This is a genomic window from Belnapia sp. (assembly GCF_059504005.1).
In genome coordinates this window covers 25,878-38,481 of record NZ_JCACHU010000179.1, presented here as the reverse complement: position 1 = coordinate 38,481, position 12,604 = coordinate 25,878, and the positions used below count along the sequence as shown (strand labels likewise).

General features: G+C 73.0%; 14 protein-coding genes. 1 reads left to right on the top strand and 13 read right to left on the bottom strand.

Features of this window, described 5'->3' with window-relative positions:
* Positions 1 to 25: 25 nt before the first annotated feature.
* The 3 genes from AC5JJ1_RS28240 to AC5JJ1_RS28230 form a co-directional block, all read right to left on the bottom strand.
* Positions 26 to 1,600: a DHA2 family efflux MFS transporter permease subunit gene (locus tag AC5JJ1_RS28240; RefSeq protein WP_495788447.1), complete on the bottom strand. Its 1,575-nt coding sequence runs from the start codon at positions 1,598 to 1,600 to the stop codon at positions 26 to 28.
* Between the two features lie 126 nt (positions 1,601 to 1,726).
* Positions 1,727 to 2,860 carry an HlyD family secretion protein gene (locus AC5JJ1_RS28235; RefSeq protein ID WP_495788446.1) on the bottom strand — a complete coding sequence of 378 codons (1,134 nt, stop codon included), beginning with the start codon at positions 2,858 to 2,860 and terminating at the stop codon, positions 1,727 to 1,729.
* Between the two features lie 29 nt (positions 2,861 to 2,889).
* A complete protein-coding gene (locus tag AC5JJ1_RS28230; RefSeq protein WP_495788445.1) occupies positions 2,890 to 3,693 on the bottom strand; it encodes an SDR family NAD(P)-dependent oxidoreductase in 804 nt (267 codons plus the stop codon).
* A gap of 104 nt (positions 3,694 to 3,797) precedes the next feature.
* On the opposite strand from AC5JJ1_RS28230, the gene AC5JJ1_RS28225 reads away from it, so the two are divergent.
* Positions 3,798 to 4,697: a LysR family transcriptional regulator gene (locus AC5JJ1_RS28225; RefSeq protein WP_495788444.1), complete on the top strand. Its 900-nt coding sequence runs from the start codon at positions 3,798 to 3,800 to the stop codon at positions 4,695 to 4,697.
* 88 nt (positions 4,698 to 4,785) lie between these two features.
* Here AC5JJ1_RS28225 and AC5JJ1_RS28220 read toward each other — a convergent pair whose 3' ends face one another.
* The 10 genes from AC5JJ1_RS28220 to AC5JJ1_RS28175 all read right to left on the bottom strand — a co-directional run bounded on the left by AC5JJ1_RS28220 (position 4,786) and on the right by AC5JJ1_RS28175 (position 12,578).
* Positions 4,786 to 5,772: a redoxin domain-containing protein gene (locus AC5JJ1_RS28220; protein ID WP_495788443.1), complete on the bottom strand. Its 987-nt coding sequence runs from the start codon at positions 5,770 to 5,772 to the stop codon at positions 4,786 to 4,788.
* A 52-nt stretch (positions 5,773 to 5,824) separates the two neighbouring features.
* On the bottom strand, positions 5,825 to 6,241 hold the full coding sequence (locus AC5JJ1_RS28215) for an organic hydroperoxide resistance protein (RefSeq protein WP_495788442.1): 417 nt from the start codon (positions 6,239 to 6,241) through the stop codon (positions 5,825 to 5,827).
* Between the two features lie 84 nt (positions 6,242 to 6,325).
* A complete protein-coding gene (locus AC5JJ1_RS28210) occupies positions 6,326 to 6,505 on the bottom strand; it encodes a hypothetical protein (RefSeq protein ID WP_495788441.1) in 180 nt (59 codons plus the stop codon).
* Between the two features lie 31 nt (positions 6,506 to 6,536).
* Positions 6,537 to 7,283 (bottom strand): TVP38/TMEM64 family protein, encoded by a 747-nt coding sequence (locus tag AC5JJ1_RS28205; protein ID WP_495788440.1) that lies wholly within the window; start codon positions 7,281 to 7,283, stop codon positions 6,537 to 6,539.
* 59 nt (positions 7,284 to 7,342) lie between these two features.
* Positions 7,343 to 7,813 (bottom strand): hypothetical protein, encoded by a 471-nt coding sequence (locus tag AC5JJ1_RS28200; RefSeq protein WP_495788439.1) that lies wholly within the window; start codon positions 7,811 to 7,813, stop codon positions 7,343 to 7,345.
* A gap of 235 nt (positions 7,814 to 8,048) precedes the next feature.
* Complete coding sequence (locus AC5JJ1_RS28195; protein WP_495788438.1) at positions 8,049 to 8,780, bottom strand: ABC transporter ATP-binding protein; 732 nt, start codon at positions 8,778 to 8,780, stop codon at positions 8,049 to 8,051.
* Positions 8,780 to 9,520, bottom strand: a complete 741-nt coding sequence (locus AC5JJ1_RS28190) for an ABC transporter ATP-binding protein (RefSeq protein WP_495788437.1) — start codon at positions 9,518 to 9,520, stop codon at positions 8,780 to 8,782. The genes AC5JJ1_RS28195 and AC5JJ1_RS28190 overlap by 1 nt, the downstream gene beginning before the upstream one ends.
* Positions 9,517 to 10,500: a branched-chain amino acid ABC transporter permease gene (locus AC5JJ1_RS28185; RefSeq protein ID WP_495788436.1), complete on the bottom strand. Its 984-nt coding sequence runs from the start codon at positions 10,498 to 10,500 to the stop codon at positions 9,517 to 9,519. Before AC5JJ1_RS28185 ends, AC5JJ1_RS28190 begins: the two co-directional genes overlap by 4 nt.
* A 4-nt stretch (positions 10,501 to 10,504) precedes the next feature.
* On the bottom strand, positions 10,505 to 11,374 hold the full coding sequence (locus AC5JJ1_RS28180; protein WP_495788435.1) for a branched-chain amino acid ABC transporter permease: 870 nt from the start codon (positions 11,372 to 11,374) through the stop codon (positions 10,505 to 10,507).
* A 7-nt stretch (positions 11,375 to 11,381) separates the two neighbouring features.
* Complete coding sequence (locus AC5JJ1_RS28175) at positions 11,382 to 12,578, bottom strand: ABC transporter substrate-binding protein (RefSeq protein ID WP_495788434.1); 1,197 nt, start codon at positions 12,576 to 12,578, stop codon at positions 11,382 to 11,384.
* Between the last annotated feature and the right edge of the window lie 26 nt (positions 12,579 to 12,604).

Genomic DNA, 12,604 nt, shown 5'->3' with positions numbered 1-12,604 from the left:
CGCAGCGGGACGCCACGGGCGGCCCTCAATGCGCGCCGGCGCCGCCGCCGGAGGCCGACCTGCGGGCCAGCAGCACCGCCAGGGCGGCAAGGGCCAGGGCCGTCCCGATCACCGCGAAGGTGTCGCTGAAGCCGAGGATCAGCGCCTGCCGCCGCACGGCCGCGCCCAGGACGGCGGCGGCCTTGTGCTGCGCCAGCGCCGGGTCGGCCACGCCATGCGCCATGAAGTACCCGCTGAGCGCCTCGATCCTGTCGCGCACCTGCTCGCGGTACAGGGTGACGGACTGGCCGATGATGTTGGAGTGGAACTGCTCCCGCTTCGTCAGCACGGTCGCCAGCACCGCCGTGCCGATGGCGCCGCCCAGGTTGCGCAGCATGTTCGAGAGGCCGGAGGCGGCCGCGGCCTCGGCGGGGGCGATGCCGCCCGTCGTGATGGCGGTGACCGGCGTCAGCACCAGCGCCTGGCCGATCGCCCGTACGATGTTCGGCAGCAGGAACTGGTCGCCCGCGCTGTCCGGCGACAGGGTGGTGTTCATGAAGCAGCTGGCGGCGAAGATGGCGATGCCGACGAAGGCGATGTGGCGGGGGTCGAAGCGCTTCATCAGCAGCGGCACCAGCGGGATCAGCAGCAGCTGCGGCAGGCCCGTCCAGGCGAGCACCTTGCCGATCTGCTCGGCATTGTAGCGCTGCACCTGGCCGAGATACTGCGGCAGGAGATAGACCGTGCCGAACAGGGCGAAGCCGACCAGCACGTTGATCAGCACGCCGACGCCGAAGTTGCGGCGCCCCAGCAGCCGCAGGTTGACCAGCGGCTTGGCCGAGCGCAGCTCGATCACTACGAAGGCGAGGAGGGAGGCCGCGGCAAGGACCGAGAGCTGCAGGATGAAGGGGGAGGCGAACCAGTCGTCCTTGTTGCCTTCCTCGAGCACCGTCTGCAGCGCCGAGAGGCCGATGGCCATAGTGGCGATGCCGGCCCAGTCGCCCTCCCGCAGCAGGGAGAGCCGCATCGGGCTGCGCTCCAGCGTCAGGGCGAGGGCGGCGACCATCAGGATGCTCGGCGGCGTGTTGACGAAGAAGATGGTCTGCCAGCCGTAATTCTCCGTCAGGTAGCCGCCGATGGTGGGGCCGATGGCGGGCGCGAAGGTGACCGCCAGCGCGAAGCAGGCGAGGCCGATCGGCTGCTGCCGCTTCGGCAGCTTCGTCAGCACCATGGTGAAGGCCATGGGGATCAGGATGCCGCCGGCGAAGCCCTGCAGGCCGCGCATGGCGATCATCGAGCCGAGGTCGTGGGTGAAGGCGCAGCCCATCGAGAAGATGGGGAAGAGGATCGCGTTGACCAGCATGTAGCGGCGGAAGCCGAAGACCCGGCTGAGGAACTCCGTCAGCGGGATCACTACGATCTCGCCGATGAGGTAGGAGGTCGAGATCCAGGCGCCGTTGTCGACGCCGGTGCCGATGCCGCCCTCGATGTCGAGCAGCGAGGCGTTGGTGATCTGGATGTTCAAGATGGCCATGAAGGCGCCGATCATGCCGGCGAGGACGGCGATCCAGGCGGCCAGGCTTGCCTTGTCGGGCGCGGCATCGGCATTGGCGGTGGACATGGCTTGGCTCCCGTCTCGAAGAGGCCTGGCGCTGGAGCATTGCGGGTTCGCCGGGCATGCTCCCTGGTCTTGTCGGCTCCGGCGGACTCACGCCTCCGGACGGCGCCGTCCCGCAGGCGGCCTGCGCTAGCCGTGCCGGTCGGGCGCGGCCCGGGTGTCGATGGTCGGGACCACGGACATCCCCGGGCGCAGCACCACGGTGGACCGGTCGGCGGCATCGAGGACGATCCGGACGGGGATCCGCTGGACCACCTTGGTGAAGTTGCCGGTGGCGTTGTCGGGCGGCAGCAGCGCGAATTCCTGGCCGCTCGCGGGCGCGAGGCTGTCGACATGGCCGTGGAAGACCCGGCCGGGATAGGTGTCGATGCGGATCTCCGCCGGCTGGCCGGCCTGCACCGTCGTCAGCTGCGTCTCCTTGTAGTTGGCGACGACATAGGCCGCCTCGGTGGGCACCACGGCCATGAGCTGCGTGCCCGCCTGCACGTACTGGCCGACCCGCAGCGTGCGGTTGCCGACGACGCCGCCGATCGCCGCGGTGACGGTGGTATAGGAGAGGTTGAGCGCGGCCTGCTCCTCGGTCGCCCGGGCATGGGCCAGCGCCGCCTCGGCCTGCGCCAGCTCGGCCGCCAGCACGCCGAGCTGGCGGGTTGCGCTGGTCAGCGCCGCGCCGTCGCGCGCCACTGCGGCATGCGCCGCGGCGATGCGCGCCGCCGATTGCTGCGCATTCTGCACGCTGCCGAAGCCCGAGGCGGCGAGGGTCGCGTAGCGCCGCGCATCCTGCTGCGCGAAGGTCTCGTTCGCCGTGCCGAGGTCGACGGTGGCGCGCGCCTGCTCGATCGCCGCCTGCTGCGCCTCCAGCGCGGCCCGCCGCGTGGCGATGCTGGCTTCCGCCGCGGCGGTCCCGGCCCGGGCCTGGGCCAGGGCGGTGCGGAAGTCGCGGTCGTCGATGCGGGCGAGCACCTGGCCGGCCTCCACCTGCTCATTGTCGCCGACCGGCACGGCGACGAGGTAGCCCGAGACCTTGGGCGCGACCGTCGTGCTGTCCGCCTTGACATAGGCGTCGTTGGTCGAGACCTGGAAGCGGCCGAGGGTCCAGTACTGCCAGCCGTAGTCGCCGGCGGCCGCAAGCCCCAGCAGGGCGGCGCCGGCGAGCAGAAGGCGGCGCAGGCCCCGGCGGGGAGGCCGGGGCAGAGCCGCCTCGGTAGGGCTGCTGGCGGGGATGTCCCTCTCGATCGGAAGGGTGGTGGGATGGTGGCTCATCTCCGGCCTCCTCGGTCAGGTGGTGTCGGTCAGCCGGCCAGGCCGTAGCGGGCGGCCGGCACCGCCAGGGACAGGCCGGGGCGCAGCGCGAGCCGCGCGGCCTCGAAGGCATCCCAATCCGCGAGCTCGGGCAGCGCGGGCACCGTGGCGAACTCGCCCGCGTCCAGGCCGGCGAGCGCGGCATCCACCATGTCCTCGGCGCGCATCACCATCCCGGGCGGCAGGTGCTCGAGCGGGGTGCCGGCGGCGCTCCAGAACTCGGTCGCGGTCGCGCCGGGCAGCACCACCTGCACCCTGACGCCCGTCCCGGCCAGCTCCTGCCGCAGCGACTGGCTGAAGGCGAGGACGAAGGCCTTGGTGCCGCCATAGACGCCGTTCAGCAGCTCGGGCGCGACCGCGACCGCGGAGGCGATGTTGACGACCGTGCCGCGCCCGCGGGCGACGAAGCCCGGCACCGCGGCATGGGTCAGCCGCATCAGCGCATTCGTGTTCAGCGCGATCATGCGGCTCATCTGATCGGCATCGGCGGCGAGCAGCGGCGCGGTGGCGCCGATGCCGGCGTTGTTGACCAGCATGGCCAGGGACGGATCCTGCCGCAGCGCCTGCTCGACCGCCGCGGTGCCGGCCGGGTCGGCGAGGTCGGCGGCGAGGACCTGCACGCGGCGCCCGGTCTCGGCGGCGAGGCGCTGCGCCAGCCGGTCCAGCCTTGCGCGGTCGCGCGCGACGAGGACCAGGTCGTGGCCCCGTCGGGCCAGGCGGTCGGCATAGAGGGCGCCGATGCCGGCGGACGCGCCGGTGACGAGGGCGGTGCCCAAGCTTCCCGTGGTGCTCATGTCGGGGTCTCCTCCTTCGGATGGCTGGAAAGTCGTGCATCCCCGCATCGCGGGGAACCTGCTAGGATCGGTCAGGACCCTTCCGGGATTTGGAAAGCGACCGCATGGACCGCATCGAGGCCATGGCGACCCTGCTCGCCGTCGTCCGCGCCGGCAGCCTCTCCGCCGCATCGCGCGAGCTGCGGACGCCGATCGCGACGGTCAGCCGCCACATCTCGGAGCTGGAGACGCATCTCGGCACGCGGCTGCTGACCCGGACGACGCGCAATGTCAGCCTCACCGATGCCGGCGAGGTCTATGCCGCTGCCTGCCGCGACATCCTGGAACGCGTGCAGGAGGCCGAGCGCGCTGCCTCGGGCGAATACCGCGCGCCGCAGGGCGAGCTGACCGTGACCGCCAGCACCGTGGTCGGCCGCCGCTACCTGACGCCGATCGCAACCGACTTCCTCGGCGCCTACCCGGACATCGTGCTGCACCTGCGCCTCGGCGACCGGTCGCTCAACCTGCTGCAGGAGCATGTCGACATCGCCATCCGGCTCGGCCCGTTGGCCGACAGCTCCCTCATCGCCCGGCGCCTCGGCGAGGTGCGCAAGGTGCTGGCGGCGAGCCCGGACTACCTCGCCCGGCGCGGCACGCCCCAGGCGCCCGCCGACCTGGCGCGGCACGACTGCCTGGACTTCGCGGGCTTCCGGCGCATCACCTCCTGGGACCTGTCGGCGGAGGCGGAGGCCGTGCCGGTGCGGCCGCGCCTGTCCATCGACGCGGCGGAGCCGCTGGTGGATGCGGCGGTCGCGGGCGCCGGCATCGTCGGCCTGTTCTCCTTCCAGCTTGCCCCGGCGGTCAGGGCGGGCAAGCTCGTGCCGCTGCTGCGGCAGTACGAGCCGCCGCCGCTGCCGGTGCACCTGATCTATGTGGGCGGCGGCCCCTTGCCGCTGAAGGTGCGGGCCTTCCTCGACTTCGCGGGGCCACGGCTGAAGGCGGCGCTGGAGGCCGACGCGATCTAGAGCAGACGTCGATCAGGTGGAGGCACCTGGTCGGAACCCGATTCAAGGTCTGGTCGCCGGACGCATGGATCGCGGCCCGGCGCGGGGGCTAGCCGAAGGTTGCGCTGAACAGCGCAAGGCCCGGTCCCTCGGTCCTGAGCTCGAGCAGATGCTCGCCATAGGCCTCGCCGTCGAGCAAGGTGTAGAGCGTCGGCCGCTCGACCTGCACTACATGCGGCTCGCCGCCGTCCACGCGCAGGGTGAGCGATTGCGGCCCCGGCGCGCCAGCGACCAGATGCAGCTTGGCCGCCGAGAAGCGCAGGCGGAGCCCGCCCGTTGCCGAGCGCAGGACCAGCGCCTCCTCCCCCCGCGCCCAGGTGCCGTCGAGCTGGTACTGGTCGAGCCGCGGCCCGGTCGCGCCGAAGGCGTAGGCCGCCTCGCCCCCCTTCGGCGACTGCGTCCGGTCCTGCGGCGTCGGATACCGGGCGCCGAAATAGATCTCGGGCGAGCGGATGCCGGAGAGGTCCGGGTCGTCGCCGCGATGGGCCGGTGCGCCGGGCAGACCGAGCAGCCCGCGGATGGCACCTTCCAGCTCCTGCGCATGGCCCTCGCCCTCGCGCAGCAGGACGATGCGGCCGTCGCGGTCCAGAAGGTAGAAGGCCGGCCAGGCGCGGTTGCTCCAGGCGCGCCAGGTGCGGAATGCGTTGTCCTGGCCGACCGGGTAGCGGATGCCGAATTCGCGGATCGCGGCCTCGACATTCGGGCGGGCGCGCTCGAAGCCGAATTCCGGCGTGTGGATGCCGACGACCTGCAGCCCGGCGGCGCCGTACTCGGCCTGCCAGCGGTTGAGGTAGGGCACGGTGCGGCGGCAGTTGATGCAGGAATAGGTCCAGAAGTCGACCAGCACGACCTTGCCGCGCAGGCCGGCGAGGGTCAGCGGCGACGCGGTGTTCAGCCAGCCCTCCAGGCCGGCGAATTCGGGCGCGGGCGTGGCGGCGGTGCCGCCGCGGCGCGGTGCCGCCAGCCCGGCGGCCGCGGTGCCGGCCAGGGTGGCGAGCAGCAGGTTGCGGCGGGATTCGGGTAAGGAGTTGGTCATGCGTGCCTCCATGGGCGTCCCGGCGCGGCGGCCGCGCCGGGACGGCTGCCGTTCAGACAAGGTTGATGGCAACGTCGACATTGCCGCGCGTCGCCTTGGAATAGGGGCAGACCTGGTGCGCCGCCTCGACCACGGCACGGGCCGTCTCGCGCGGCAGGTCCGGCATGCTGACGTTCAGGCGGGCACGGAGGAAGTACTCGCCGTCGGCGAGGTTGAGGTCGACCTCGGTGTCGATAATCGGCTCGACCGGGATCTCGACATGCAGCCTGCGCGCGGCGACCGCGATCGCGCCCTCGAAGCAGGCCGACCAGGCGGCAGCGAAGAGCTGCTCTGGGTTGGTGCCGGCGCCGCGCGTGCCCGGCGTGGACAGCCTGACCTCCAGCCGGCCGTCGTCGCTGCGCGAGGTGCCGTCGCGGCCGCCGGTGGTGCGGGTCCGCGCGGTGTAGATAAGCCTTTCCGGGTTGCTCATGGTGGGATGCTCCTGTGTTCCAGGCCCGCTTCGGGTCTGGTGTGCGGAAGGTGAGGCGTCGCGCCGTGCCGCGGAACCAGCCGGCTACGGGGAGCAGTTTCCCGGAAACCGGAAAGCCGTGCCGTCGAGGCGTTCAGTCGAGCGGTGCGGCGCGATGGCGGCGGTGACGTGGCCGGCGAGCCCGTCGATGGTGGCGGAAGCGGTGTCGGACGGCGCGGTGCACGGCGCACTGACTGCGCCGCGCAGGCTGCCGAGGATGCGCATTGCTGTGTCGGGCATCACGCCGCGTGGGCGGCTACCGCCCGGCCGGCAGCGGCCGGCGGCGGAGCCGCTTGGCGATGACCGGGACGAGCGCCAGCACGGCGAGGCCGGCGATGGGGATGAGGACGCGCGGCTGCAGGATGGCGGCGCCGTCCGGCGTGCCGCCACTCTCCAGGATGGCGCCGAGGCCTGTGCCGAGGCTCGCAAAGACGAAGGCGCCCGGGATGATTCCGGCCGCGGTGCCGATGACGAAGGTCGAGAGCCGCACGCCGAGGAAGGCCGGCGCTAGGTTGACCAGCCAGAACGGGAAGAGCGGCACCAGCCGGAGCACGAGCATGTAGCTGAGCGCATCCTCGCGGAAGCCCGCCTCCAGCCGTTGCAGGAAGGGCCCGGCGCGGGCGCGCAGCGCATCGCCGAGGACGGTGCGCGCGGCCAGGAAGACGATGGTCGCGCCGAGCGTCGCCCCGACCAGGATGCCGAGCCCGCCCAGCCAGGTGCCGAAGAGAAAGCCGCCGAGCGTCGAGAGGAACAGGCCGGTCGGCAGGGAGAGCGCCGTGCAGGCGGCATAGGCCAGGATGAACAGGACCGGCGCGACGACGCCGAGGGCGGCGACTTCCGCGGCCAGCCATTCGCGGTGACGGGCGAGGGCGGCGAAGCTGAGGAGGTCGAGCGCCCCGCTGGCCTTGAGGATGGCGGCGACCGCGACGGCCGTTGCGGCCGTGGCCAGCAGTCGTGGCCAGAGCGGCCTCGCCGGGGGCGGAGGCATGGTGACGGTTGTCATGGCGGGGATCCCTGTCCGGCGCGGCGGGGCAGCTGCCTGCCGCCGCATGGGGCCTTCGGTCAACCGTGCGCCGGCTGCGCCAGGGCTTGCCGGCGCCGCCGCTGCGCGAGCCGCAGGCCGGCCTGGAACAGGATGGCGACGCCGAGGCCGAAGACCAGGTGGAAGCCGATCTCGATCGGCACCATGCGGGCATGGAAGCCGCCGCCGATGCCGAGGCCCTTCAGCGGCAGGGCCACGAACCAATGTCCGAGCAGCGGCAGGACGCCGAAGGCGATGCCGCCCGGCCAGCGGCCGAGGCGGGCGGTGAGGCGGGGCTCGATCACCGCATAGAGCAGGGCCCACACTCCCGCCCAGGTGCCGAGGGAGATGGTGCGCGGCACGCCGAAGGGCGGCACGGGCGCGAGGCTGAAGGGCAGGGAGGGCAGGATATGCGCGGCGTGGAGCGCGCTGCCGAAGGCGCCCTGGAACAGCAGATGCGACAGGAAGCCGGCCGCAAAGCCGAGGGCAAGGCGTGTCGGGAGGGTGGGCATCGCTCGTACTCCTGATGCTGCGTCCGGCAGCGGCATTGCCGCCGGCGACGAGCGGAGTGGCTTCCGTAAGCCGGTTGCCCGCGGGAGCGGCCCGTCCGTCGCCCGAAACCTAGGCTGGCGCGGACCCTTGGCTTATCCGGGAAGATCGGAACCCATCTTTCCATCCGGCGGAAAGCAGGCCGGGCCGGTGCGGGAGCCGCCGCTGCCATCGGCCGGCTCATGCGCTCAGGGAGTTTCAGACCCCAAGATGGCGGTGCATCAGCGCCGGGTCGGCGCGGAGCGCGTCCGGCGCGCCGCTGAACACCACGCTGCCCTTCACCAGGATCTCCGCCCGGTCCACGAGGGAGAGCACCGCCTCCACCGTCCGGTCGACCACGATGGTCGCGATCCCGGCCTCCCGCACCGTGCGGATCGTCGACCAGATGCCGTCGCGGACGATGGGGGCCAGGCCCTCCGTCGCCTCGTCAAGGATGAGCAGGCGCGGGCTGGTCATCAGCGCCCGGCCGATCGCCAGCATCTGCTGCTCCCCGCCGGAGAGCTGGTCGCCGCGGTTCCCCGCCCGCTGCCGCAGCCGGGGGAAGAGGGCCAGCACCCGCTCCTCCGGCCAGGGGGTCGTGCCGTCCTCCGCAGGGCGGGCGGCGAGGCGGAGATTCTCGAGCACGGAGAGGCTGCCGAAGACGCCCCGGCCCTCCGGCACCACGGCGATGCCGCGCCGGGCGCGGCGGAAGGGCGGCTCGGCCGTCACCGGCGCGCCGTCGACCCGGAGCTCGCCGGCGCGGGCGGGAAGCTGGCCGAGCAGGGTGCGGATCAGGGTCGTCTTGCCCATGCCGTTGCGGCCCATGAGGCCGATCGCCTCCCCGGGCCGCACGACGAGGTCGATGCCGCGCAGCACCAGCCCGGCGCCGTAGCCGGCCTGCAGCCCGCGGGCCTCGAGGATCGGCGTGCCGGGAGCGGCTGGGGCCTGCATCAGCCATGCCCCAGATAGGCGTCGCGCACGGCGGCGGAGGCGCGGATGGCTGAGGGCGGGCCGCGCTCCAGCACCCGCCCGTCCACCATGACGGTCACGGTGTCGGCGACGGCGAAGACCACGTCCATGTCGTGCTCGATGAGCAGCAGGGCATGGTCCCGCGCCAGCTCACGCAGCAGGGCGGCGACCCGCGCCCCTTCCTCCGGCCCCATGCCGGCCAGCGGCTCGTCCAGCAGCAGCACCCGCGGGCGGGTGGCGAGCGCCATGGCGATCTCGAGCAGCCGCAGCTCCCCATGGCTGAGCGTGCCGGCCAGTGCCGTCGCCTGGTCCCGCAGCCCGACCCGGTTGAGCGCCTTGTGCGCGCCGGTCATCGAAGGCTGGTCCCGCCTCGCGCCGCGCAGCCAGTGGCGCGGCTGGAAGTCCGCGGCCTGGGCGGCGAGGCGGGCATTCTCCAGCACCGTCATCTCCCGCATCACGTTGGTCCGCTGGAAGGAGCGGCCGATGCCGGACAGCGCGCGGCGCCATGTAGGCCAGGCGGTGACGTCCTCCGGGCCCAGATGGATGCGGCCGGCGCTCGGCCGCAGCTCCCCGGCCAGCATGTTGACCAGGGTGCTCTTGCCCGCGCCGTTCGGGCCGATCACCGCATGCAGCTCCCCGACGGCGAGCGCGAGGGAGACGCCCTCCACCGCCACCAGCCCGCCGAAGCGGCGGGTCAGCCCCTCGGCCTCCAGCGCCGTCATGGCGGGGCGGGCTCCGCCGCTGGCGCCGCGGCGGGAGCGCGGGGCCGGCGCGGCAGGCCGATCCCGGCGAGGCCGCGCGGCAGGGCCAGGACTACGGCCAGGATCACCAGCCCCTCCACCAGGCGCTGGCGCTCGGTGATCAGGTTGCTCGCCTCGCCGAGGCCGACGAAGGCGAAGGCGCCCAGGATCGGCCCGTGCAGCGCGCCGAGGCCGCCGAGCAGGATCATCAAAAGCGCCTCCGCCCCGTGGTGCCAGGCGAGCATCTCAGGGTTGGCGAAGGCCTCCGTCATCGCCTGCATGTGCCCTGCGAGCCCGGCCAGCGCGCCGGCGAGGACGAAGGCGGCGAGCTTGACCCGGCGGGTGTCGTAGCCGAGCGCCCGCATCCGGTCCTCGTTGGCGCGGATGCCGAGCAGCGTGCGGCCGAAGAGCGTGCCCATCAGCGCGGCGAGCCCGGCATAGACGGCGAGGAGCAGGCCGAGATTGAGCCAGAGCATCGCCATGGCGCGGTCGCGGCGGGGGATCTCGACCGCCCAGCCCAGGAGCTCGAGCGCCGGGCGGGTGAGGAAGACGCCGTCCTTGCCGCCGCCGAGCGGCGTGTCGTGGAAGACGAAGAACAGCATCTGTCCGAAGGCGAGCGTCGTCATCAGGAAGAAGAAGCCGCGCGTCCGCAGCGACAGGGCGCCGACCAGCGCCGCGGCGAGGCCGGCGAGCAACGCTGCCGTGGGCAGCGTCAGCAGGACGGAGAGGCCCGGCGGCAGCAGGTGGATGGCATAGGCGCCGATGCCGAAGAAGGCGGCATGGCCGAGGCTGACCATGCCGGCCGCCCCCACCAGCAATTGCAGGCTGAGCGCGAACATCGCCGCCACCAGCGCCGTCGAGGCGAGCTGGAGGTGGTAGTTCGAGGCCCAGAGCGGCAGCAGCGCGACCGCGAGGGCGGCCGCCGCCAGCAGCAGGTGCCCGGTGCGCCCGGCGACGACCATCGCCTCAGGCCCCCCGCGCGAAGAGGCCGGCGGGGCGCACCAGCAGCACCGACGCCATCAGGACGTAGACGGCGAGGCCTGCGACCTCCGGCAGGTAGGCCTTGCCGAGCGTGTCGACGAGGCCGATGACCAGCGCCCCCCAGAAGGCCCCGGCGACCGAGCCGACGCCGCCCACCACGACGACGACGAAGGAGATGATGAGGAAGCCGTCGCCCATGTTCGGATAGACCGACTGCAACGGCGCTGCCAAGGCGCCGGCCAGCATCGCCAGCGCCGTGCCGAGCGCGAAGACCAGCATGTGGATCCGCCGCGCGTCGAGGCCGAGCAGCTCCACCATCTCCGGCTTCTCGGCCGCTGCCCGCACCGCGCTGCCGAGCCGCGTGCGCTCGAGCCCCGCGAACATCAGCGCCGCGACGGCGACGCAGATGCCGAGCACGGCGAGGCGGTAGGCGGAGTAGGAGAAATCGCCCGCGACGGGGACCGAGAAGTCGAGCGCGGCGGGCACGGGGACGCTGTGGAAGTCGTTGCCGAGGAGCATGGAGCGCGCCTCCTCGAACAGCAGGATCAGCGCGAAGGTCAGCAGCACCTGGTCCAGGTGCTCCCGCTGGTAGAAGCGGCGGAACAGACCGCGCTCGAGCAGCGCGCCGAAGGCCGCGCCGCCGAGCAGCGCGACGGGGAGCGCCAGCCAGAGCGAGCCGGTGGCGCCCGCCACGACATAGGCCAGGTAGGCGCCGATCATGAAGAGGCTGCCATGGGCGAGGTTGATCACGCCCATGACGCCGAAGACCAGGGTCAGGCCGCTGCTGATGAGGAAGAGCAGCAGGCCGTATTGCAGCCCGTTGAGGACCTGCGCGAGCAGGCCGGTCAGCGCCATGCCCCGGTCAGGCCGGGCGGCAGCCGGTGCCCGGATCGGCCAGCGCCTCGGCGGCGATGCCGATCACCTGGTTCAGCCCGCCGCGCGCCTCCCGCAGGTAGATGTTCTGCACCGGGTTGTGGGCGGGCGAGAGGGTGAAGGCGCCGCGCGGGCTGTCGATGCGCGCCGTGCGCATGGCCCGCACCCACTCCTTCTCCGCCGCCGCATCGCCCTTCGCCGCGTCCATCCCGATGCCGAGGAGCTGCGCCGCGTCGTAGCCCTGCACGGCGTAGACATCGGCCTCGCGCCCGGACTTCTCCTTGAAGGCGGCGCGGAAGCTGCGGTTCTTCGGGTTGTCGAGGCCGTCGCCGTAATGCAGCGCGGTGCGCATGCCCTCCGCCGCCGGGCCCTGCGCCTGCAGGGTGCCCTCCGTCAGGAAGCCGGAGCCGCAGAGCGGCACCTTGTCCTTCAGCCCGGCGGCCGCGTATTCGCGCACGAACTGCACGGCGCCGCCGCCGGCGAAGAAGCTGCCGACCGCCTGCACCTCGAGGCCCGGGACCTGCGCCAGCAGGGGCTGGAAATTGGTCTCGGGGAAGGGGAGCTTGAGCTCGCGCACCACCTCGCCGCCCGCGGCCTTCAGCCCGTCGCGGAAGCCCTCGCCCGCCTCGTTGCCCGCGGCGTAGTCCCAGGTGATCCAGGCGGCGCGCTTCACGCCCTGCCTGCCGAGCGCGAGGCCCATGCCATAGGCCGGCTGCCAGTTGCTGAAGGAGGTGCGGAAGACGGTCGGCGAGCAGAGCTCCCGCGTCGCCGAGGCGTTCCCGGCATTGGGGATGATGAGGGGCACGCCGCGCTCGCGGCTCGCCTGCACCAGGGCCATGACCACGCCAGAATGCACGGTGCCGATCAACACCTCCGCCCGGTCGCGGCCGAGCAGGCGGTTCACGTTCTGCACGGCATTCGCCGGGTTGCTCTCGTCGTCGAGGCGGATGAGCTGCACCGGCCGCCCGCCCATGCGCCCGCCGCGCTCGGCGAGGTGCAGCTCGACGGCCGCGGCGATGTTCTCGCCGAGGGCGGCGAAGGTGCCGGAGAAGGGCAGCATCAGCCCGACCCGCAAGGGCGCGCCCTGCGCCAGGGCCGGGCTGCGCAGGGCGCCGGCCAGCACGGCGCCCGCCGCGAGCCCGGCGAGGCCCCGTCGCGGCATGGGCGTGGTCGTGGTGTCGCTCATCGGATCGCTTCCCTGTCCCTGTGCCC

Excerpts from the sequence above, each read along its gene's own strand:
- AC5JJ1_RS28175 (WP_495788434.1), bottom strand. The coding sequence starts at position 12,578 with ATGAGCGACACCACGACCACGCCCATGCCGCGACGGGGCCTCGCCGGG.
- AC5JJ1_RS28230 (WP_495788445.1), bottom strand. The coding sequence starts at position 3,693 with ATGAGCACCACGGGAAGCTTGGGCACCGCCCTCGTCACCGGCGCGTCC.
- AC5JJ1_RS28190 (WP_495788437.1), bottom strand. The coding sequence starts at position 9,520 with ATGACGGCGCTGGAGGCCGAGGGGCTGACCCGCCGCTTCGGCGGGCTG.
- AC5JJ1_RS28235 (WP_495788446.1), bottom strand. The coding sequence starts at position 2,860 with ATGAGCCACCATCCCACCACCCTTCCGATCGAGAGGGACATCCCCGCC.
- AC5JJ1_RS28185 (WP_495788436.1), bottom strand. The coding sequence starts at position 10,500 with ATGGTCGTCGCCGGGCGCACCGGGCACCTGCTGCTGGCGGCGGCCGCC.
- AC5JJ1_RS28200 (WP_495788439.1), bottom strand. The coding sequence starts at position 7,813 with ATGCCCACCCTCCCGACACGCCTTGCCCTCGGCTTTGCGGCCGGCTTC.
- AC5JJ1_RS28180 (WP_495788435.1), bottom strand. The coding sequence starts at position 11,374 with ATGGCGCTGACCGGCCTGCTCGCGCAGGTCCTCAACGGGCTGCAATAC.
- AC5JJ1_RS28210 (WP_495788441.1), bottom strand. The coding sequence starts at position 6,505 with ATGCGCATCCTCGGCAGCCTGCGCGGCGCAGTCAGTGCGCCGTGCACC.
- AC5JJ1_RS28215 (WP_495788442.1), bottom strand. The coding sequence starts at position 6,241 with ATGAGCAACCCGGAAAGGCTTATCTACACCGCGCGGACCCGCACCACC.
- AC5JJ1_RS28240 (WP_495788447.1), bottom strand. The coding sequence starts at position 1,600 with ATGTCCACCGCCAATGCCGATGCCGCGCCCGACAAGGCAAGCCTGGCC.
- AC5JJ1_RS28220 (WP_495788443.1), bottom strand. The coding sequence starts at position 5,772 with ATGACCAACTCCTTACCCGAATCCCGCCGCAACCTGCTGCTCGCCACC.
- AC5JJ1_RS28225 (WP_495788444.1), top strand. The coding sequence starts at position 3,798 with ATGGACCGCATCGAGGCCATGGCGACCCTGCTCGCCGTCGTCCGCGCC.
- AC5JJ1_RS28195 (WP_495788438.1), bottom strand. The coding sequence starts at position 8,780 with ATGCAGGCCCCAGCCGCTCCCGGCACGCCGATCCTCGAGGCCCGCGGG.
- AC5JJ1_RS28205 (WP_495788440.1), bottom strand. The coding sequence starts at position 7,283 with ATGACAACCGTCACCATGCCTCCGCCCCCGGCGAGGCCGCTCTGGCCA.